Source organism: Natranaerobius trueperi, from assembly GCF_002216005.1.
Lineage (GTDB): Bacteria > Bacillota > Natranaerobiia > Natranaerobiales > Natranaerobiaceae > Natranaerobius_A > Natranaerobius_A trueperi.
In genome coordinates this window covers 44,713-65,663 of record NZ_NIQC01000004.1, presented here as the reverse complement: position 1 = coordinate 65,663, position 20,951 = coordinate 44,713, and the positions used below count along the sequence as shown (strand labels likewise).

Below are 20,951 nucleotides of genomic sequence, written 5' to 3'. Positions count from 1 at the left end.
GCACCTTGTGAGAAGACAAGGTGCTCTTATTTATCTGAAAAAAATATTGACTTTATGTCTATGTTATGTTAATATCTAAAGATGCTATGAGATAATACGACTAAATATTTTCTAACTTATATAATTTAAGTTAGAATATTTTTTTTTATTAGGGGTATCATAATTTAGATAGACTGTAAGTTTTTATGTATGGGCTAAATTTTGGGTGTGAGGGGTGAAACGAACTATGGCAAAACCTGCATCTGAACTTATTGAGCAGCGTAGAAGTTTTTCAAAGCTTGATGAAGTTTATGAGTTGCCTGATCTTGTTGAAATCCAAAAACGTTCTTACCAGTGGTTTCTTGAAGAAGGTCTTCATGAGATGTTTGATGACATCTCACCAATTGAAGATTTTACAGGTGGCTTGGTATTAGAATTTGTGGATTATTCATTAGGAGAACCTAAGTACTCCGTTGAAGAGTGTAAAGAAAGAGATGTTACGTACTCTGTTCCATTGAAAGTGAAAGTTCGTTTAGTAAACCAGGAAACTGGTGAAGTTAAAGAACAGGAAGTTTTCATGGGTGATTTTCCATTAATGACTGAAAATGGAACATTTATAATTAATGGTGCTGAACGAGTCATTGTATCACAGTTGGTTCGTTCCCCCGGTACGTATTTCAATAGTGCGATTGATACTAATGGAAACACCTTGTATTCAGGAACTATTATACCTAATAGAGGTGCTTGGTTAGAATTTGAAATGAATGCACAAAATGTCATTTCAGTAAGAGTTGACAGGACTAGAAAGCTTCCTGTTACAGTACTTATCAGAGCCTTAGGATATGGTACAGATGATGACATTTTCCAACTTTTTGGAGAAGACCCACGAATAAGAGCAACATTAGAGAAAGATCATACAGATTCCTATGAGTCAGGGATTTTAGAAATATATAAAAAACTACGGCCAGGAGAACCTTTAAATACTGAAAATGCAAAAAGTCTTTTCGAATCATTATTCTTTGATCCTAAGAGATATGACTTGGCAAAGGTAGGCCGTTATAAAATTAATCAAAAACTTGAATTATCTGATCGTTTACAAGGACAAAAAGTCAATGAAACAATAACTGATGAAGAAACAGGCGAAGTTCTAGTAGACGAGGGCCAAGTATTAGAAAGAGAAGACATCGAAAGATTACAAGAAGCAGGGATTAAACGTGTTAGAATTGCGCTAGAGGATGAAAATCGTGAAGGCGTTGTTCTTTCAAACGGTAAGATAGATAATAATGTAAAAAATCTCTCTAGAGATGATATTATAGCTTCTATCGGATATATGTTAAATTTAATTGATGGTTTAGGTTATGTAGATGATATTGATCACTTAGGAAACAGAAGGATCCGTTGTGTTGGAGAATTGCTACAAAACCAGTTTAGAATAGGACTTTCTCGTATGGAAAGAGTAGTTAGAGAAAGAATGACAATTCAAGATGTTGAGAGTATAACTCCTTCTGCATTGATCAATATTAGACCTGTTATTGCATCAATTAAAGAATTTTTTGGAAGCAGTCAATTGTCACAATTTATGGATCAAACAAATCCATTAGCTGAATTAACTCATAAAAGGCGGTTAAGTGCCCTTGGACCAGGCGGTTTAAGTAGGGAAAGAGAAGGATTTGAAGTGCGTGACGTTCACCACTCTCACTATGGACGTATGTGTCCGATTGAGACACCTGAAGGGCCGAATATCGGGTTAATAAACTCTTTATCAACTTATGGTCGAGTAAATGAATTTGGTTTTATTGAAACACCTTATCGTAGAGTTGATAAAAAGACTAATAAAGTAACTGAGGACATTGAATATCTTACAGGGCATGAAGAAGATAAATATGTTATAGCTCAGGCAAACACTCCTTTAAATGAAGAGGGTGAATTTGCGACAGATCGTATCACAGCAAGACTTCGTCATGAGACTGTAATAACGACTCCAGATAAGATAGATTATATGGACGTATCACCTAAACAACTTGTAAGTGTTGCTACAGCTCAGATACCGTTCTTAGAAAATGATGACGCTAACAGAGCTTTAATGGGTAGTAACATGCAGCGACAAGCAGTTCCGTTACTTAAGAGTGATTCTCCACTTGTGGGGACTGGTATTGAATATAGAACCGCCTATGATTCAGGAGCAGTGGTTAAAAGTAAGGCTGATGGTATTGTTGAAAAAGTTCAGTCAAACGAAATTTGGATAAAAAGACATGATAATGGTAAAGGGCGTAAAATTAATGGTCGTACAGGAGAAGTTTTTGAAGGTGAAATCGGAGAAGTAAAAACTGGTTACGATATTTACACTCTACAAAAGTTTCAGCGTTCTAACCAAGGAACTTGTATGAATCAAGTACCACTTGTAAGAAAGGGTATCGAGGTAAAAACTGGTGATGTCCTCGCAGATGGGCCTTCGACTGAGAATGGTGAGATTGCTCTAGGGCGAAATGTATTAGCAGCTTTTATGCCTTGGGAAGGTTATAATTATGAGGACGCTATTTTAATTAGTGAAAAACTAGTTAAAGATGATACCTTCACATCAATTCATATTGAAGAATATGAAGCTGAAGCACGTGATGCTAAACTAGGTCCTGAAGAAATCACAAGAGACATTCCAAATGTAGGAGAAGACGCTCTTAAAAACTTAGATGAAAGAGGGATTATAAGGGTAGGCGCTGAAGTTAAATCTGGTGATATATTAGTAGGTAAAGTTACACCAAAAGGTGAAACGGAATTAACAGCTGAAGAGAGACTTTTAAGAGCTATCTTTGGTGAAAAAGCGCGTGAAGTTAGAGATACTTCACTTAAAGTTCCCCATGGTGAAAAAGGAATCGTTGTTGATGTTAAAGTATTTAACAGGGAAGATGGAGATGAATTACCACCAGGGGTAAACCAACTTGTTAGAGTTTATATTGCTCAGAAAAGAAAAATATCAGAAGGTGACAAAATGGCAGGTCGCCACGGTAACAAAGGTGTAATTGCAAAGATTCTTCCAGAAGAAGATATGCCTTTTTTACCTGATGGGACACCGCTTGAAATTGTATTGAGTCCTTTAGGTGTACCCTCACGTATGAACTTAGGACAGGTGCTTGAGGTTCATCTAGGCTGGGCAGCAAAGGCTTTAGGTATAAAAATGGCTACACCAGTGTTTGATGGTGCTAATGAAGAAGAAATAAGATCAGTATTAAAAGAGGCAGGGTTTTCTGCAAATGGTAAAACCACCTTAGTTGATGGTCGAACAGGAGAACCTTTTGATAACGAAGTGACAGTAGGGTATATGTATATGTTAAAGTTAGCACACCTAGTAGATGACAAAATCCATGCACGCTCAACAGGACCCTATTCACTTGTTACACAACAGCCTCTTGGAGGAAAAGCTCAATTTGGTGGCCAAAGATTTGGTGAAATGGAAGTTTGGGCCCTTGAAGCGTATGGTGCAGCTTACAGCTTACAAGAACTATTAACTGTAAAAAGTGACGATGTTTCTGGTCGTGTTAAAACATATGAATCAATTGTCAAGGGCGAAAATGTCCCAGAACCCGGGATACCTGAGTCATTTAAAGTTCTGATAAAAGAGCTACAAAGTTTAGGTATGGATGTTAGAGTTCTCAATGAGGAAGAAGGATTAGTTTCTGTTAAAGATGGTGAAGGAAATGAAGAAGTTGTATCTGTCGATGAGTTAAACCTAGACTTGAAAGATGTCACGGAAGATGTTGACGAATGAAAAGAAAATTAAACCTTAATGTTTATGACTTTACCATCAATCGGCGAAGAAGGGAGAGATGGCCCCTTGATAGATGTTAATAGTTTCAATGCTTTAAAAATAGGTTTAGCTTCACCTGAACAAATTAGATCTTGGTCTAAGGGTGAAGTTAAAAAACCTGAGACGATTAATTACAGAACGTTAAAACCTGAAAAAGAAGGGTTATTTTGTGAAAAAATCTTTGGACCGCAAAAAGATTGGGAGTGTCATTGCGGTAAGTACAAACGTGTAAGGTATAAAGGGATTGTATGTGATCGATGTGGAGTTGAAGTGACTCAGTCTAAAGTTCGAAGAGAAAGGATGGGGCACATTGAATTAGCTGCCCCGGTCAGTCATATTTGGTATTTTAAAGGGATACCAAGTAGATTAGGGTTATTACTGAATATGTCTCCTCGTGCATTAGAAAAGGTGCTATATTTTGCTTCATATGTGGTAATAGATCCAGGCGAGACAGCTCTTACTAAAAAACAGCTACTAACTGAAACAGAATATCGGGAGTACTATGAAAAGTATCAAACTCAATTTAAAAAAGGCACAGGATTCAAAGCGTTAATGGGTGCAGAGGCAATCAAAGAGCTCCTGAGAGAAATAGACTTAGAAAAACTTGCATCAGAATTAAGAACGGATTTAAAAACAGCAAAAGGCCAGAAGAAAGTTAGAACGGTAAGGCGATTAGAAGTTGCTGAGTCTTTTAGAAACTCAAATAACAAACCTGAGTGGATGATAATGGATGTTATACCTATTATCCCACCTGATCTTCGCCCTATGGTTCAACTAGATGGAGGCAGGTTTGCTACCTCAGATCTTAACGATTTATACAGACGTGTTATCAATCGAAACAACAGATTAAAAAGACTACTTAACCTAGGTGCACCTGATATTATCGTACGTAATGAAAAACGCATGTTACAGGAAGCGGTTGATGCACTAATTGATAACGGACGAAGAGGTAGAGCTGTAACAGGCCCTGGTAATCGACCCTTGAAATCATTAAGTGATATGCTAAAAGGAAAGCAAGGTAGGTTCCGTCAAAACTTATTGGGTAAACGTGTTGATTATTCAGGACGGTCAGTGATCGTTGTAGGTCCTGAATTAAAAATATATCAATGTGGGCTTCCTAAAGAAATGGCCCTTGAGTTGTTTAAACCGTTTGTCATGAAACGACTAGTAGAAAAAGAAACTGCTCACAATATTAAAAGTGCTAAACGAATGGTAGAAAAAATACGACCAGAAGTTTGGGATGTTTTAGAAGAAGTTATTAAGGAACACCCAGTACTTTTAAACAGAGCTCCAACACTGCATCGACTTGGTATTCAAGCTTTCGAACCAGTATTAATCGAAGGAAGAGCTATACAAATTCACCCATTAGTATGTCCGGCATACAACGCAGACTTTGATGGTGACCAAATGGCAGTCCATGTTCCACTATCAGCTGAAGCACAAGCAGAAGCTAGAATATTAATGCTAGCAAGCCAAAACATCTTGAACCCAAAAGATGGAAGCCCTGTAGCAACACCAACTCAGGACATGGTACTAGGAAGTTATTACTTGACACTAGAAAAGGAAAATCAGGAAACAAGAGATTATTACTTTACAGGCCCAGATGAAGCTATAATGGCTTATCAATCAAAAGATATTGGATTACACACTCTAGTAGCTGTTGATATTAGAAAATATAAGGGTAAAAACTTTGACCTGCCTGAAAACAACAAACCATCAAATAGTCATTTATTAATTACAACTGTAGGTAAGATAATATTTAATCAAATTTTCCCTGAAGAATTTCCATTTGTAAATGGTGCTGAACCGGGATTAACTGAAAAAGATTGGTTACTGCCTGGTGAGCAGTTATCAGAAAAATTAAAAGAACGGGGTATCAAAGAGGCAGTACAAAAAGGTTCACTAGGAGATCTTGTTGGACATTGCTACAGCAAATACGGAAGTACTAGAACTGCTGAAATCCTAGATGCAATGAAAGAATACGGTTATTACTACTCAACAAAAGCAGGAGTAACAATTGGTGTAGATGATGTTGTTGTCCCTGAGGAAAAGAAAAATATTATCGAGTCTGCTGAAGGTGAAGTAGAAAAAGTAGAAAAACAGTTCCGTAGAGGTTTGATTACAGATCAAGAAAGATACAATCGTGTTATTGAAACGTGGAACGATGCAAAAGATCAAGTAACAGATACTGTTATGGGCAGCCTTGAAACATTTAACCCGATATATATGATGGCTACATCAGGAGCTCGTGGTAATGTTTCTCAGATTACTCAGCTTGCCGGTATGAGAGGGTTGATGGCTGATCCAACTGGTCGAATCATTGACCTACCGATCAAAGCGAACTTCCGTGAAGGACTGACAGTTTTAGAATACTTTATTTCAACACATGGTGCCCGAAAAGGGTTAGCTGACACCGCTCTTAAAACAGCAGATTCAGGTTACTTGACTAGAAGATTAGTTGATGTAAGTCAAGATGTGATCGTTAGAGAAGAAGATTGCGGAGATGTTCAAGGTGTTGAAGTAGAGGATATTAGAAATGGAAACGAAATCATAGAAGGAATATATGACCGAATTATAGGTAGATTTTCAGCAGAAGACGTTAAAGATCCTGAAACAGGCGAAATTATAGTTGGTGAAAAAGAATACATCACAGAGGATATCGCAGACAAAATTTTAGCAACGGGAAGAACAAGCATACACATACGATCAGTTCTAACCTGTAGAACTAAACACGGTGTATGTGTGAAATGCTACGGTAGAGATCTAGCAACAGGTGGCATTGCAAACGTTGGAGAGTCTGTTGGTATCATTGCAGCACAATCTATAGGTGAACCAGGTACTCAACTGACAATGCGTACTTTCCATACAGGTGGAGTTGCTGGGGATGATATTACACAAGGTTTACCAAGGATTGAAGAGCTATTTGAGGCGCGAAAACCAAAAGGTTTAGCTGTAATAACAGAAATAGCTGGAGCAGTTAGTCTGAAAACTGAAAACAACAAACGTAAGGCGATAGTTACTCCTGAAAAAGGAGAAGAAAAAATCTATAATATTCCTTACGGTGCTAGATTAAAAATAAAAGACGGTGATGAAGTAAAAGCAGGCGAGGAGTTAACAGAAGGTTCTATTAACCCTCATGAACTATTGAAAGTTAAAGGTGCTCGTGGTGTTCAACTATATATCTTACAAGAGGTTCAAAAAGTATATAGAATGCAAGGTGTTGATATCAGTGATAAGCACGTTGAAGTAATCATTAGACAGATGTTAAAAAAGGTTAAAATTGAGGAAGCTGGAGACACTGATATGTTACCGGGTAGTTATGTGGACTTTTATGAATTTGAAAAGATAAATGAACAAGTTAAAACTGAGGGTGGCGAACCTGCTAAAGGAAAATCTTTATTACTTGGAATTACTAAGGCTTCGCTTGCTACTGATAGCTTTTTATCAGCAGCATCATTCCAAGAAACAACTAGAGTGCTTACAGAGGCAGCGATAAAAGGTAAGGTTGACCCACTCATAGGTTTAAAAGAGAATGTTATTATTGGTAAATTAGTACCAGCTGGAACTGGTACACCAAAGTATCAACAGGTTCAATCTAAAATAAGTAATGGTTTAGAAGAATTCACGAATACAGAAAATGAACAAATCGAAAAAGATGATGAGATAACAGTTGACACAACTGAGTAATGCTGTTAGAATACTTAAGTGTGTATTTTGAACTGTTATAATAGGAGGGATCGCCATGTCCCTTGAAAAATTAAATCAAGCGAAAGAAAAAGTTGTTGGTGTTAAAGAAACACTTCGTGCAATTGACGAAGGTGAGGCCAAAACTATTTATATTGCAAAAGATGCTGATGAAAACATTGTAAAACCTTTAAAACTAAAATGTGAAGAAAAGCAGATTGATATTGTGCAAGTAACTTCTATGAAAGAACTAGGAGAAGCTGCTGGCATAGAAGTGAAAGCAACATCTGCCTGTATTAGAGATTAGTCTAAACTCGGGAGGGGTTATACCCTCTCGGGGATTTGTATGTTTAATAGCAGAGAAAAAGGAGGTGGATTTTGTGCCAACTATAAACCAACTGATTAGAAAGAGAAGAGATCAAGTCGGAAAGAAAAGGAACGCTCCGGCCCTAGAAAAGTGCCCTCAAAAAAGAGGTGTTTGCACTAGAGTATCCACTACTACTCCCAAAAAGCCGAACTCAGCTCTACGTAAAATTGCAAGGGTAAGACTTACAAACGGAATGGAAGTTACAGCATATATTCCAGGTATTGGTCACAACCTGCAAGAGCACTCTGTAGTTTTAGTCAGAGGAGGTAGGATTAAAGACCTGCCGGGTGTTAGATATCAAGTTGTCCGCGGTGCACTTGATACAGCTGGAGTTGAAAATAGAGCGCAAGGACGTTCTAAGTATGGAACTAAGAAAGCTTAGTTTGCTGGATGATTCTGCATAGGGAAGGGAGGTAATTGCCGATGAGTAGAAAAGGACCAGCTCCAAAGCGAGAAGTGACCCCAGATCCAATATATAACAGTGAAATGGTTACTAAATTTATTAACAACCTTATGGTTGATGGAAAAAGAGGGCTTGCTCAGAGAATCTTTTACAGAGCTTTGGAAATAGTAGAGGAAAGAACAAATGAAAATTCTTTAGACGTTTTTGAAGAAGCTGTAAATAATGTGATGCCTGTATTAGAAGTTAAAGCTCGTAGAGTCGGAGGGGCTACTTACCAGGTGCCTGTTGAAGTGGACCCTGACAGAAAGCAAGTTTTGGCTATTAGATGGCTAGTAAACTATTCTCGAGAAAGAGGAGAACGTTCCATGGGGGATAGGTTAGCCGGTGAGTTAGTAGATGCCTACAACAATACTGGTGGCGCTATTAAGAAGAAAGAAGACACTCATAAAATGGCAGAAGCCAATAAAGCTTTTGCACATTACAGATGGTAATTTGATACCAAAAAACAATTGTATGCAAGTAACAATTAGTGACGCAATAAAAAAGGGGGGATGCTAAATGACAAGGCAATTTCCTTTGGAAAAGACAAGGAATATCGGTATAATGGCCCACATTGATGCTGGGAAAACAACTACTACCGAGAGGATATTGTTTTACACAGGCCGTGTGCATAAGTTAGGTGAGACGCATGACGGGGCTTCGGTTATGGACTTTATGGACCAAGAACAGGAACGTGGTATCACTATCGCTTCTGCTGCGACTACTTGTCAATGGCAAGATCACAGAGTTAACATTATTGATACGCCAGGGCACGTGGATTTCACAGTTGAAGTTGAGCGTTCTCTTAGAGTCTTAGACGGAGCTGTTGGTGTATTTTGTGCTAAAGGTGGGGTTGAGCCACAGTCAGAGACTGTTTGGCATCAGGCTGATCGATATGAAGTACCAACAATTGCTTATGTTAATAAAATGGACATTATGGGCGCAGACTTCCACAATGTTGTGGATATGATGAATGAAAGATTACAAGCAAATCCTGTACCTATTCAATTACCAATTGGAAAAGAAGAAGACTTCCAAGGTATCATAGACTTAATTGAGAACACTGCAGTTATCTATAAGGATGATCTAGGAACTGAATGGGAGACAATTGACATTCCTGAAGATATGGTAGATTTAGCAGAAGAATATAGAGAAAAATTGGTGGAAGCTGCAGCAGAACAAGATGAAGAACTTATGATGAAGTACCTAGAAGGAGAAGAAGTGACATCTGATGAGTTAAGAACTGCTATTAGAGAGGGTTGTTTGAATAACAACTTGACACCTGTGTTGTGTGGTTCTTCTTATAAAAACAAAGGTGTACAGTTCCTTTTAGATGCAGTTATTGAATATCTACCAGCTCCTACAGATGTTCCACCTATTGAAGGTGTAAAACCTGGTGAAGAAGAAAATGAAGAGGCTGAAAAGCTTAAAAGGGCCAGTGATGATGAAGAACCATTTAGTGCATTGGCTTTCAAAATTGTAGCAGACCCTTATGTTGGTAAACTTTGCTTTTTCAGAGTTTACTCTGGTTCAATAAAAGCAGGTTCATATGTTTACAACCCAGTTAAAGGTAAAAAAGAAAGGGTTGGAAGAATTCTTCAAATGCATGCTAACCACAGAGAAGAGCGTGATGTAGTATATACTGGTGATATCGCGGCTGCGGTTGGTCTTAAGAACACAAGCACAGGAGACACTTTATGTGATACAGATGATCATATTGTTCTTGAATCCATGCAGTTCCCTGAACCTGTTATAGATGTTGCGATTGAACCTAAAACAAGAGCAGACCAAGAAAAGCTTTCAGTTTCATTACAAAAGCTAGCTGAAGAGGATCCTACATTCAAGACTAAGACTGATGAAGAAACTGGTCAAACAATCATCTCAGGGATGGGAGAACTACACCTAGAGGTTATTGTTGATAGGTTACTTAGAGAGTTCAAAGTTGAAGCTAATGTTGGTAAACCTCAAGTTGCTTACAAAGAAACTATTAGAAAACCAGTTGATACAGAAGGTAAATTCATTCGACAGTCAGGTGGTCGAGGACAATACGGACACGCCGTCATGAAACTTGAACCTCAAGATAGAAGCGAAGGGTATGAGTTTGTTGATAAGATTGTTGGGGGAGTTATCCCAAGAGAATACATTCCGTCTGTTGACAATGGTATTCAAGAAGCAATGCAGAATGGTGTTTTAGCAGGTTATCCAGTAGTAGATATTAAAGCTACACTTTACGATGGTTCTTATCACGAGGTTGACTCTAACGAATCTGCATTTAAAATTGCAGGATCAATGGCCTTTAAAGATGGGGTGAAAAAAGCCGACCCTGTGCTTTTAGAACCTATCATGAAAGTTGAAGTAGTCGTTCCAGAAGACTACATGGGGGACGTAATGGGTGATGTTAATTCACGAAGAGGTCGAATAGAAGGAATGGAAGAGCGTTCTGGATCAAGGCTTATCAGTGCTTTTGTTCCTTTATCTGAAATGTTTGGTTATGCTACTGAATTAAGATCTACCACTCAAGGTAGAGGTTCATATACAATGGAATTTTCTCATTATGAAGAAGTTCCTGATAACATTGCAAAAGAAATTATTGAAGGCGAAAGCTAAAACAATCTAGTGAGGAGGTAGTTAAGATGGGTAAAGAAAAGTTTGAAAGAACGAAACCGCATGTTAATATAGGAACCATTGGTCACGTTGACCACGGAAAGACGACTTTAACAGCAGCAATGACTACTTGTATTTCATCAGCTGGTGGAGCAGAGAGAATGGATTATGATAAGATTGACCGTGCTCCAGAAGAGAAAGAGCGTGGAATTACAATTAGTACTTCCCACGTTGAGTATGAATCAGACAATCGTCACTATGCACACGTAGACTGCCCAGGACACGCAGACTATGTAAAGAACATGATCACTGGTGCAGCACAGATGGATGGTGCGGTACTAGTAGTTAGTGCAGCAGACGGACCTATGCCACAGACAAGAGAGCACATCCTACTAAGTCGTCAGGTAGGGGTTCCTCATATTGTAGTATTCTTAAACAAAGCAGATATGGTGGATGACGAAGAACTATTAGAACTAGTAGAGATGGAAGTAAGAGATCTATTAAGTGAATATGACTTCCCAGGAGACGATACTCCAGTTGTAACAGGTTCAGCATTAAAAGCTACTGAATGTGGATGTGGAGATCGCGAATGTGATAGCTGTGGACCAATTTGGGAGCTAGTAGATGCAATTGATGACTACATCCCAACTCCAGAGCGTGATGTAGATAAGCCATTTATCATGCCAATTGAAGACGTGTTCAGTATCACAGGACGAGGGACAGTTGCAACAGGTAGAGTAGAGCGAGGAGACGTTAAAGTAAACGACGAAGTAGAAATTGTAGGTATGGCAGATAAGCCTAAGAAGACTGTTGTTACTGGAGTAGAGATGTTCAGAAAGTCAATGGATTCAGCAGAAGCTGGAGACAACATTGGAGCATTACTACGAGGGGTAAACAGAGAAGATATAGAAAGAGGTCAGGTATTGGCCAAGCCAGGAAGTATCAATCCTCATACTCATGTTAAAGCAGAGGTTTATGTACTAAAGAAAGAAGAGGGAGGACGTCACACTCCATTCTTCCCAGGTTATAGGCCTCAGTTCTTCTTCAGAACAACAGACGTTACCGGTGTAATTGAACTACCAGAAGGAGTAGAGATGGTAATGCCAGGAGACAACGTACAGATGGAAATTAAGTTGATTACTCCGATCGCTATTGAAGAAGGTTTAAGGTTTGCTATCCGCGAAGGTGGTAAAACTGTTGGTGCTGGTGTTGTAGCTAGCATTGTTGAGTAAATATAATGAGGAGTTAGGCTAAAATAGCCTATCTCTCCTCATCTTTTTATGTGTTAAGCTTTTATTAAGAAAACGGCTGGCAAGGAGGGGAAAATTAATGGCCAATAAGCAAAAGATTCGCATCCGGTTAAAAGCCTTTGATCATATGATTTTAGACCAGTCTGCAGATAAGATTGTAGAAACGGCTAAAAGAACAGGGGCGAATGTCAGCGGTCCAATTCCGTTGCCTACAGATAAAAATGTGTATACAGTAATTAGAGCTCCTCATAAGTTTAAGGATTCTAGGGAGCAATTTGAAATGAGGACTCATAAGCGACTGATTGACATTCTAGACCCTAGTTCCAAGACAGTAGATTCACTGATGAGGTTGGATCTGCCATCTGGAGTAGACATCGAAATTAAACTGTAAAGTATTGTTAGTTTTATTGAGGGAGGTGGCAAGAGATAATGGAAAAAGCTATCTTGGGTAGAAAAGTAGGTATGACTCAAATTTTCTCAAATGAAGGTGAAGTTGTTCCAGTTACTGTAGTTAAAGCAGGACCTTGTTCAGTAGTGCAAAAAAGAGCTGAAGAGGTTGATGGGTACACAGCTGTTCAAGTTGGTTTTGAAGATAAAAAAGAAAACAGAACTAAAAAGCCTGAAAAAGGACACTTTGACAAAGCTGGAGTTGCTCCTAAAAAACACTTAGTTGAATTTAACTTAGATAATGTAGAAGGGTTAGAAGTAGGAAGCGAACTAACTGTTGAACAATTTGCAGCTGGAGACATCATAGATGTTACTGGTACTTCTAAAGGTAAAGGATACCAAGGAGCAGTGAAGCGTCATAACCAGGGTACTGGTCCTAAAACTCACGGTTCAAGATATTATAGAGGAGCAGGTTCTTTAGGAGCAATGAATGTTGCGAGAGTATTTAAAGGGCAGACTTTACCTGGTAGAATGGGTGGAGATACTGTCACTGTACAAAAACTAGAAGTTGTTGAAGTTGATAAAGATAACAATCTACTTCTCATCAAAGGAGCCGTACCAGGTCCTAAAAAAGGACTTTTGAAAATTGTAGACTCTGTAAAAGCTAAATCATAACAGAGGGTTCGGTAAAGGTGAGGATGTGTAAAGAAAGGAGGATTTGTCATGCCTAAAGTGGCGTTATATAATAATGAAGGCAGTCAAGTAGGAGAAGTAAACCTGCAGGATTCTGTTTTTGCCACAGATATTAATGAGAAGTTGATGCATGACGCAGTAAACATGTATTTAGCTTCTCAGAGAAGAGGGACTTCTTCGACAAAACAAAGAGGTGAAGTTAGAGGAGGCGGCCAAAAACCTTGGAGACAAAAAGGTACTGGTAGAGCCCGACACGGAAGTATCCGTTCACCTATTTGGGTAGGTGGAGGAATTACATTCGGTCCTAAACCTCGTGACTTCGCTCTGAAAATGCCTAAAAAAGCTAAAAAGAAAGCTATCAAGTCAGCGCTTTCAACTAAGCTACAAAATGGAGAGCTGCTTATATTAGAGGAAATAAATATGGAGGCTCCAAAAACTAAAGAGATCATTAAATTGCTAGAAAACTTGAAGGTGAACAATAAAGCAATGGTGGTTACTGCGGAGTCAGATATAAATGTATATCGTTCTACACGTAATATTCCTGGTGTAAGTTCAATGATTGCAAAAAATCTAAACGTTTATGAGATTTTAAATCATGATCAATTAATTATCACTAAAGATGCTGTATCTATAATTGAGGAGGTGTTCTGCTAATGGACCCTCGTGATGTAATCATTAAACCTTGGATAACTGAACAAACAACTGATCAGATGGAAGATAACAAGTATACTTTTGTTGTAAATAAAAAAGCAAGTAAACTTCAAATTAAAGAAGCTGTTCAAAGTTTGTTTGATGTAGAAGTTGAAGAGGTTAACACAATGAACATGAAGGGCAAGCCTAAAAGGTTAGGGATTTATCAAGGTCGAACTCCTAGTTGGAAAAAGGCTATTGTTAAGTTAACTGAAAATTCCAAGCCTATTGAGCTATTTGACTAATAATTGAAAGTTATGATCGAAGAAGGAGGGAAATAAGGTGTCAATTAAAAAATTTAAACCCACTTCTCCTGGGAAAAGATATGTGACTGTTGCAGATAAACAAGAAGTCACTAAAGATGAGCCTGAAAAGTCCTTACTAGAACCGTTAAAGGTTAAAGCTGGGCGAAATAATCAAGGGAGAATATCAACTAGACACCAGGGCGGCCGTCATAAGAGAAAATATCGTATTATTGATTGGAAAAGAGATAAAGACGGTGTACCAGCAAAGGTAGCAGCAATTGAATACGATCCAAATAGGACTGCATATATCGCTCTGCTAAACTATGCTGATGGTGAAAAAAGTTATATCCTAGCGCCATTAGGAGTTGAAGTAGGTAATAAAATCGAAAATGGTCCTGATGCAGAAATCAGACCTGGAAACGCTTTACCATTAAGAAACATCCCAGTTGGTACTACTATCCACAATGTTGAACTAAAACCTCAAAAAGGTGGACAATTAGCTAGATCAGCTGGGGCACATTGCCAGTTAGTAGCAAAAGAAGGTAAATACGGTCATATAAAACTTCCTTCTGGAGAAGTTCGCTTGATTAATTTAAGCTGTCGTGCTACAGTAGGTCAAGTAGGTAATCTAAATCACGAAAATATTGATTTAGGTAAAGCTGGTCGATCAAGATGGCTAGGTAAAAGACCTACAGTACGAGGTGTATCAATGAATGCTGCTGATCACCCTCACGGTGGTGGTGAAGGTAAGTCTATCGTAGGCCGTAAAACGCAATATACTCCTTGGGGTAAAAAATCAGCAGGTGTAAAAACCCGAAAAGCTAAACAATCAGATCGCTATATTGTTAAGAAAAGAAACTAATAGCTTTATTAGAAAGGAGGCGTTTACAAGTGCCTAGATCACTCAAAAAAGGACCTTTTGTCGATGACCACTTGCTTAAAAAGGTTCGAGAGAACAATGAAAATAAAAAGAAAAAAGTGATAAAAACCTGGTCAAGAAGATCAACTGTTTTACCTGAAATGGTTGGACAGACAATTGCTGTTCACGATGGCAGAAAGCATGTACCAGTTTTCATATCTGAAGATATGGTAGGCCATAAATTAGGTGAATTTGCTCCAACACGGACTTTCAGAGGACACGGCGATCATACGGAAAGATCAACAGCCTTGAAGTAAAACCAGGTTACGAAGGGAGGTTTAGTTCTGATGGAGGCAAAAGCAACGACTAAATACGTGCGTATATCTCCACGTAAAGCTAGAGAAGTTATAGATATGATAAGAGGTAAAGGCATTGATGAAGCCTTAGGTATTTTACAATTAACTCCTAAGGGTGCAACAAAACCAATAGAAAAACTTGTTAAATCAGCGCAAGCAAATGCTGAGAACAATTTTGAATTAGATCCAGACAGTTTATATATTTCTGAATGCTATGTTGATGAAGGACCAACATTAAAGAGGTTTCGTCCACGAGCTATGGGGCGAGCTACTCAAATAAATAAAAGAACTAGTCACTTGACTGTTGTTGTAAAAGAACAAAAGGAGGGATAAAGACTTGGGTCAGAAAATAAATCCTATCGGGTTAAGAATCGGAGTTATAAAGGATTGGCAGTCAAACTGGTATGCTGATAAAGATTATACAGAGCTTGTTCATGAAGATATTAAGATTAGAGATCATATTGAACAAACTTTGACAAGCGCTGATGTCAGCTCAATAAAAATTGACAGAGCTGCTAATAGGATTAAGGTTACACTTCACACTGCTAAACCAGGGATGGTAATCGGTAAAGGCGGTAGTGGAGTTGAAAAGTTGAGAAAGTCATTAGAAAATATTACGAATAAAAAAGTTCACATTAATGTTATGGAAATCAAGACACCAGAATTAGATGCAAACCTTGTAGCAAAAAATATTGCTTTAGCCTTAGAAAGACGTGTTGCTTTTAGAAGAGCTATGAAACAAGCGGTTGGTAGAGCAATGAGACAAGGAGCAGAAGGTGTTAAGGTGATGTGCAGCGGCCGTTTAGGCGGAGCTGAAATGAGTAGAGTAGAGTGGTATACAGAAGGAAATGTACCTTTACAGACTATAAGAGCTGAAATTGACTATGGAATGGTAGAAGCTAGTACAACCTACGGGCAAATCGGTGTAAAAATTTGGATTTATAAAGGTGAAGTACTACCAGAGCTAAACCAAGATCAGAAAGAGGAAAAGAGTGAGTAAAAAGGAGGCAGGTAACCATGTTAATGCCTAAGCGAACTAAATTTCGCCGTCAACAGCGTGGAAGAATGAAAGGTCAGGCTAAAGGCGGTAAAGAAATTGCTTTTGGTGAATACGGTATCCAAGCATTAGAACCTGCTTGGATAACAAGTAGACAAATAGAGGCTGCGCGTATTGCGATGACAAGATATATTAAACGTGGTGGAAAAGTATGGATCAAGATTTTCCCGGATAAACCTGCTACGCAAAAACCAGCTGAGACAAGAATGGGTAGTGGTAAAGGCTCCCCTGAATATTGGGTTGCGGTAGTTAAACCGGGAAGAATCTTGTTTGAAGTAGCAGGAGTGCCAAAAGAAACTGCTAGAGAAGCAATGAGATTGGCCTCCCACAAACTTCCGATTAAAACGAAGTTTGTAGAACGCGAAGACATGGGTGGTGACGCCGATGAAAACTAAAGAGATCAGAAACCTAACAAATAAAGAACTTGATGCTAAGTTAGATGAATTAAAGGAAGAATTGTTTAATTTAAGGTTTCAGGTTGCAACAGGGCAAATTGAAAATCCAATGAGACTAAAGCAAGTTAGAAAAGATATAGCGCGGATCAAGACAATTATGCGTGAAAGAGAACTAAACATTAGCTAAGTTTCGTAAGAGAGGAGGGAATTCCCCTATGGAACGAAGTAACCGTAAAATAAGAACGGGTCGAGTAGTAAGTGATAAAATGGAAAAAACTCGTGTTGTTTTAGTAGAAGGATTTGTAAAACATCCTTTATATGACAAAACAGTTAAACGTACTAAGAAGTTTAAAGCTCATGATGAGCAAAACGAAAGTCAAGAAGGTGACTTAGTAAAAATCATGGAAACTCGACCAATTTCTAAAGATAAGAGATTCAGAGTTGTTGAAGTAGTTGAAAAAGCAAAACTGTAATTTGATTATTTTGCTGAGAGAGAAAGGAGGCCTATCAGATGATCCAAACCGAGTCTACCCTCAGAGTGGCGGATAACTCCGGAGCAAGAGAATTACAATGTATAAAAGTCCTCGGTGCTTCCAAAAGACGATATGCAAATATCGGTGATATTATAGTAGGTACGATAAAAGAAGCAACGCCAGGGGGAGTTGTTAAAAGAGGTCAAGTCGTCAAAGCCGTTGTTGTTAGAACTAAAAGCGGTATCAGACGTTCTGATGGTTCATATATCAAATTTGATGAAAACGCTTGTGTGATTATAGGTGATACAAAGGACCCACGCGGGACTAGAATTTTTGGACCTGTTACTCGTGAGTTAAGAGAAAAGAAATTTATGAAAATTATTTCACTGGCACCTGAAGTATTGTAGCTGAAGGAGGTGTAAGATACATGGCTCAGGCAAAAATGCATATTAAGACAGGCGATACCGTAGTTGTTATCTCCGGTAAAGATAAAGGAAAACGAGGAAAAGTTCTTCGGGCCTTTCCTTCCGAGAGCAAAGTGCTTGTTGAGGGCGTAAACTTGGTAAAAAAGCACACTCGAGCTTCTCAAGATAATCCACAAGGTGGAATTGTAGAGCAAGAAAGTCCTGTTTATGCCGACAAGGTTATGCTTTACTGTTCTAAATGTCAAAGACCAGTTAGGACAGCGAAGCAAGACGATAAGAACGGAAATAAACAACGCATCTGCAAGAAGTGTGAAGTTAAATTGTAAAGGTTTTTAGGAAAGGAGGGCAAGCAAAAGTGGCTCGATTACTTGAATTATACAAAAATGAAGTAAAACCAAAGCTAAAAGAAGAATTAGAGTATAAAAATGTAATGGAAGTGCCTCAACTAGAAAAAGTTGTTATCAATATGGGTATAGGTGATGCTAAAGATAACAGTAAAATTCTTGATACTGCTATAGAAAACTTAACTCAAATTGCAGGTCAAAAACCTGTGATTACAAGATCTAAAAAGGCAATTGCTGGTTTTAAGATAAAAGAAGGAATGCCTATTGGATGTAAGGTTACACTTAGAGGAGAACGCATGTATCACTTTCTAGATAAGTTGATTAATGTGGCACTTCCGCGAGTTAGAGATTTCAAAGGTGTTTCTCCAAAATCTTTTGATGGTCGTGGGAACTATACGATGGGCTTAAAAGAGCAAATGGTATTTCCTGAAATTGAGTATGATGATGTTGAACGTGTTCAAGGTATGGATATCATTATTACCACAACAGCAGAGACTGATGAGGAAGCAAAAGAATTGTTGAGAAACTTGGGGATGCCCTTTAGTAATTAACCGCTAAGCGGAAAAACATTTAAGGAGGGTATATAACATGGCTAAAAAGTCCTTAATTGCTAAGGCGAAAAGAAAGCCAAAGTTTAAGACTAGAGCATATAATCGATGCAAAGTTTGCGGACGCCCACATGGGTATATTAGAAAATTTGGTATGTGCCGAATTTGCTTTCGAGACTTAGCTCACGAAGGTAAATTACCTGGTGTAAAAAAGGCCAGTTGGTAAAAAGAGGAAGGAAGGAGGTCGCTAAAAATGACAATGACAGATCCTATCGCCGACTTGCTAACCCGTATACGTAATGCACAAAATGTTACACACAAAAGGGTTGAAGTACCGGCATCTAAATTAAAAAATGAATTAGTAAGTATCCTCAAACGAGAAGGTTATATCGAGGATTTTGAATATATAGATGACGATAAGCAAGGGATTTTACGAGTTGAACTTAAGTATGGTGATAATAATGAAAAAGTTATCACAGGCTTAAAGAGAATAAGTAAACCAGGGCTTAGAGTATATGCACAAAAAGAAGAAATTCCAAAAGTTCTTGGAGGATTAGGAGTTGCTGTAGTATCTACATCAAAAGGTCTTTTGACAGATCGTGAAGCGAGAGATCATGGTGTAGGTGGAGAAGTACTCTGTTATATTTGGTAAAGAACATGGTGGAAATGGAGGTGTAAGGGATGTCTCGGATCGGAAAAAAACCTATTAAGCTCCCGGAGAGCGTTGAAGTGAGTGTTAATTCTCAAGAAGTTGTAGTAAAAGGACCGAAAGGTGAACTTAGTCAGTCCATTCACCATGATATAAATGTCAGGGAAGAAGATGGTGAACTTTTTGTTGAACGTCCGACTGATTCAAAAAAGCATAAATCATTACATGGACTGTATAGAAGCTTGATTGCCAATATGGTAGAGGGAGTTTCAAAAGGATTTGAGCGCCGTCTAGAAATTGTAGGTGTGGGTTATCGTGCTCAGATGCAAGGTAAAAGCTTAGTGCTTAATGTAGGATATTCTCATCCAGTTACTATTGAGCCCCCAGAAGGAATTGAATTAGACGTTCAAAAAAATAACGAGATAATAGTTAAAGGGACTGAAAAGGCACAAGTAGGACAAACGGCTGCTAAAATTAGAGCTGTTCGATCACCAGAACCATATAAAGGTAAAGGTATCAGATACTCTGATGAACAAGTTATCACTAAAGTTGGAAAGTCTGGTAAATAGGTAAATTGTTGCTAGAGAGAAAGGAGTGAATTGTAATGTCGCGCTTTGAAAGAAATCAGGCTCGTAAAAAACGTCATCGACGAGTTAGAAAAAAAATATTTGGCACTCCGGAAAGACCGCGACTTAATGTTTATCGGAGCTTGAAAAACATCCATGCTCAAATAATTGATGATGTGAATGGCCATACTATCGCACAGGCATCAACGCTTAATTCTGAGCTAAACGGTTATAAAGGCAAGAGTAATGTTGAGGCTAGTGCGGCTGTAGGAAAACTAGTAGCGCAGAGAGCTAAAGATAAAGGTGTAGAAGAGGTTATTTTTGATAGAAGTGGATATCAATATCATGGAAGAATAAAATCATTAGCAGAAGCTGCTCGTAAAGAGGGGCTAAACTTTTAGAAACTGTTAAAAGAAGGAGGGAAAAGGTTTTGCAAAGAAAGGACTTTGACCCAAACAAATTAGATTTAAGTGAAAAAGTTGTTGAAATAAGTCGTGTCACAAAAGTTGTTAAGGGTGGTCGTCGTTTCAGTTTCAGTGCTCTTGTTGTAGTTGGAGATGGAAATGGCTATGTAGGTGTTGGAACTGGAAAGGCGGTTGAGGTACCAGAGGCTATTAGAAAAGGTATTGACGATGCTAAAAAGAACTTAATTAGAGTGCCACTTGTAGGTACTACAATACCGCATCAAGCTATTGGTCAAGATGGAGGCGGACAGGTTTTATTAAAACCTGCATACGAAGGTACTGGTGTTATTGCCGGAGGACCAGTTCGTGCGGTACTAGAACAGGCAGGTATTCGTGATATCCTGTCTAAATCCCTAGGTTCTAATAATGCTAAAAGTATGGTTAATGCTACCATCGAAGGATTAAGTAGATTAAAAACAGCTGAGGAAGTTGCCAAGTTAAGAGGCAAATCAGTTAAAGACCTACTTGGTTAGGAGGGATACCAGGATGGCTGATAAAAAAGTAAAATTAACCTTAAAGCGTGGTTTAATTGGAGTTTCTGAACGACAGAAAGGTACAATTGCTGCGCTTGGGCTTAAAAAAATCAATGATTCCGTAGTAAAAAATGATACTCCAGAAATTAGAGGGATGATCAATAAAGTTACTCATCTTATAGAAGCTGAGGAGATTTAA

The 20,951-nt window shown here is 38.4% G+C and carries 27 protein-coding genes; all 27 read left to right on the top strand.

Features of this window, described 5'->3' with window-relative positions; all coding sequences use genetic code 11:
• Window positions 1–226 precede the first annotated feature (226 nt).
• The 27 genes from rpoB (at window position 227) to rpmD (ending at window position 20,951) form a co-directional block, all read left to right on the top strand.
• Window positions 227–3,742: a DNA-directed RNA polymerase subunit beta gene (gene rpoB, locus CDO51_RS03045; protein WP_089022829.1), complete on the top strand. Its 3,516-nt coding sequence runs from the start codon at window positions 227–229 to the stop codon at window positions 3,740–3,742.
• 66 nt (window positions 3,743–3,808) lie between these two features.
• Window positions 3,809–7,468, top strand: coding sequence for a DNA-directed RNA polymerase subunit beta' (gene rpoC / locus CDO51_RS03040; protein WP_089022828.1), 3,660 nt, complete (start codon window positions 3,809–3,811; stop codon window positions 7,466–7,468).
• A 55-nt stretch (window positions 7,469–7,523) separates the two neighbouring features.
• The gene (locus tag CDO51_RS03035) at window positions 7,524–7,772 is read left to right on the top strand and encodes a L7Ae/L30e/S12e/Gadd45 family ribosomal protein (RefSeq protein WP_089022827.1); all 249 of its coding nucleotides are present in this window, start codon (window positions 7,524–7,526) and stop codon (window positions 7,770–7,772) included.
• Between the two features lie 73 nt (window positions 7,773–7,845).
• Window positions 7,846–8,214 carry a 30S ribosomal protein S12 gene (rpsL, locus tag CDO51_RS03030; protein ID WP_089022826.1) on the top strand — a complete coding sequence of 123 codons (369 nt, stop codon included), beginning with the start codon at window positions 7,846–7,848 and terminating at the stop codon, window positions 8,212–8,214.
• A gap of 41 nt (window positions 8,215–8,255) precedes the next feature.
• Window positions 8,256–8,726 (top strand): 30S ribosomal protein S7, encoded by a 471-nt coding sequence (gene rpsG / locus CDO51_RS03025; protein WP_089022825.1) that lies wholly within the window; start codon window positions 8,256–8,258, stop codon window positions 8,724–8,726.
• 67 nt (window positions 8,727–8,793) lie between these two features.
• Window positions 8,794–10,881 (top strand): elongation factor G, encoded by a 2,088-nt coding sequence (gene fusA, locus CDO51_RS03020; protein WP_089022824.1) that lies wholly within the window; start codon window positions 8,794–8,796, stop codon window positions 10,879–10,881.
• A 26-nt stretch (window positions 10,882–10,907) separates the two neighbouring features.
• Window positions 10,908–12,110 (top strand): elongation factor Tu, encoded by a 1,203-nt coding sequence (gene tuf / locus CDO51_RS03015; RefSeq protein ID WP_089022823.1) that lies wholly within the window; start codon window positions 10,908–10,910, stop codon window positions 12,108–12,110.
• 97 nt (window positions 12,111–12,207) lie between these two features.
• Complete coding sequence (gene rpsJ / locus CDO51_RS03010; protein ID WP_089022822.1) at window positions 12,208–12,519, top strand: 30S ribosomal protein S10; 312 nt, start codon at window positions 12,208–12,210, stop codon at window positions 12,517–12,519.
• Between the two features lie 38 nt (window positions 12,520–12,557).
• Window positions 12,558–13,190 carry a 50S ribosomal protein L3 gene (gene rplC, locus CDO51_RS03005; protein ID WP_089022821.1) on the top strand — a complete coding sequence of 211 codons (633 nt, stop codon included), beginning with the start codon at window positions 12,558–12,560 and terminating at the stop codon, window positions 13,188–13,190.
• A 48-nt stretch (window positions 13,191–13,238) separates the two neighbouring features.
• Window positions 13,239–13,862, top strand: a complete 624-nt coding sequence (rplD, locus tag CDO51_RS03000) for a 50S ribosomal protein L4 (protein ID WP_089022820.1) — start codon at window positions 13,239–13,241, stop codon at window positions 13,860–13,862.
• Window positions 13,862–14,143, top strand: a complete 282-nt coding sequence (gene rplW, locus CDO51_RS02995; protein WP_089022819.1) for a 50S ribosomal protein L23 — start codon at window positions 13,862–13,864, stop codon at window positions 14,141–14,143. Before rplD ends, rplW begins: the two co-directional genes overlap by 1 nt.
• A gap of 37 nt (window positions 14,144–14,180) precedes the next feature.
• Complete coding sequence (gene rplB / locus CDO51_RS02990) at window positions 14,181–15,005, top strand: 50S ribosomal protein L2 (protein WP_089022818.1); 825 nt, start codon at window positions 14,181–14,183, stop codon at window positions 15,003–15,005.
• 29 nt (window positions 15,006–15,034) lie between these two features.
• On the top strand, window positions 15,035–15,319 hold the full coding sequence (rpsS, locus tag CDO51_RS02985; protein ID WP_089022817.1) for a 30S ribosomal protein S19: 285 nt from the start codon (window positions 15,035–15,037) through the stop codon (window positions 15,317–15,319).
• Between the two features lie 30 nt (window positions 15,320–15,349).
• Window positions 15,350–15,691 carry a 50S ribosomal protein L22 gene (rplV, locus tag CDO51_RS02980; protein ID WP_089022816.1) on the top strand — a complete coding sequence of 114 codons (342 nt, stop codon included), beginning with the start codon at window positions 15,350–15,352 and terminating at the stop codon, window positions 15,689–15,691.
• A gap of 4 nt (window positions 15,692–15,695) precedes the next feature.
• Window positions 15,696–16,358 carry a 30S ribosomal protein S3 gene (rpsC, locus tag CDO51_RS02975; RefSeq protein WP_089022815.1) on the top strand — a complete coding sequence of 221 codons (663 nt, stop codon included), beginning with the start codon at window positions 15,696–15,698 and terminating at the stop codon, window positions 16,356–16,358.
• 17 nt (window positions 16,359–16,375) lie between these two features.
• A complete protein-coding gene (gene rplP / locus CDO51_RS02970; RefSeq protein WP_089022814.1) occupies window positions 16,376–16,810 on the top strand; it encodes a 50S ribosomal protein L16 in 435 nt (144 codons plus the stop codon).
• Entirely contained in the window at window positions 16,800–16,997 is a 198-nt protein-coding gene (gene rpmC / locus CDO51_RS02965; RefSeq protein WP_089022813.1) for a 50S ribosomal protein L29, read from the top strand. The genes rplP and rpmC overlap by 11 nt, the downstream gene beginning before the upstream one ends.
• Window positions 16,998–17,025: 28 nt before the next feature.
• On the top strand, window positions 17,026–17,283 hold the full coding sequence (gene rpsQ, locus CDO51_RS02960; RefSeq protein WP_089022812.1) for a 30S ribosomal protein S17: 258 nt from the start codon (window positions 17,026–17,028) through the stop codon (window positions 17,281–17,283).
• A 38-nt stretch (window positions 17,284–17,321) separates the two neighbouring features.
• A complete protein-coding gene (gene rplN / locus CDO51_RS02955) occupies window positions 17,322–17,690 on the top strand; it encodes a 50S ribosomal protein L14 (RefSeq protein WP_089022811.1) in 369 nt (122 codons plus the stop codon).
• A gap of 20 nt (window positions 17,691–17,710) precedes the next feature.
• On the top strand, window positions 17,711–18,034 hold the full coding sequence (gene rplX, locus CDO51_RS02950; protein WP_089022810.1) for a 50S ribosomal protein L24: 324 nt from the start codon (window positions 17,711–17,713) through the stop codon (window positions 18,032–18,034).
• Between the two features lie 29 nt (window positions 18,035–18,063).
• Window positions 18,064–18,603 (top strand): 50S ribosomal protein L5, encoded by a 540-nt coding sequence (gene rplE, locus CDO51_RS02945; RefSeq protein WP_089022809.1) that lies wholly within the window; start codon window positions 18,064–18,066, stop codon window positions 18,601–18,603.
• A gap of 37 nt (window positions 18,604–18,640) precedes the next feature.
• The gene (locus CDO51_RS02940) at window positions 18,641–18,826 is read left to right on the top strand and encodes a type Z 30S ribosomal protein S14 (protein ID WP_089022808.1); all 186 of its coding nucleotides are present in this window, start codon (window positions 18,641–18,643) and stop codon (window positions 18,824–18,826) included.
• 27 nt (window positions 18,827–18,853) lie between these two features.
• Window positions 18,854–19,252 (top strand): 30S ribosomal protein S8, encoded by a 399-nt coding sequence (gene rpsH / locus CDO51_RS02935; protein WP_089022807.1) that lies wholly within the window; start codon window positions 18,854–18,856, stop codon window positions 19,250–19,252.
• A gap of 29 nt (window positions 19,253–19,281) precedes the next feature.
• The gene (gene rplF / locus CDO51_RS02930) at window positions 19,282–19,818 is read left to right on the top strand and encodes a 50S ribosomal protein L6 (protein ID WP_089022806.1); all 537 of its coding nucleotides are present in this window, start codon (window positions 19,282–19,284) and stop codon (window positions 19,816–19,818) included.
• Between the two features lie 35 nt (window positions 19,819–19,853).
• Window positions 19,854–20,216 (top strand): 50S ribosomal protein L18, encoded by a 363-nt coding sequence (gene rplR, locus CDO51_RS02925; RefSeq protein ID WP_089022805.1) that lies wholly within the window; start codon window positions 19,854–19,856, stop codon window positions 20,214–20,216.
• A gap of 29 nt (window positions 20,217–20,245) precedes the next feature.
• Window positions 20,246–20,752, top strand: coding sequence for a 30S ribosomal protein S5 (gene rpsE / locus CDO51_RS02920; protein ID WP_089022804.1), 507 nt, complete (start codon window positions 20,246–20,248; stop codon window positions 20,750–20,752).
• 13 nt (window positions 20,753–20,765) lie between these two features.
• A complete protein-coding gene (gene rpmD / locus CDO51_RS02915; protein WP_089022803.1) occupies window positions 20,766–20,951 on the top strand; it encodes a 50S ribosomal protein L30 in 186 nt (61 codons plus the stop codon).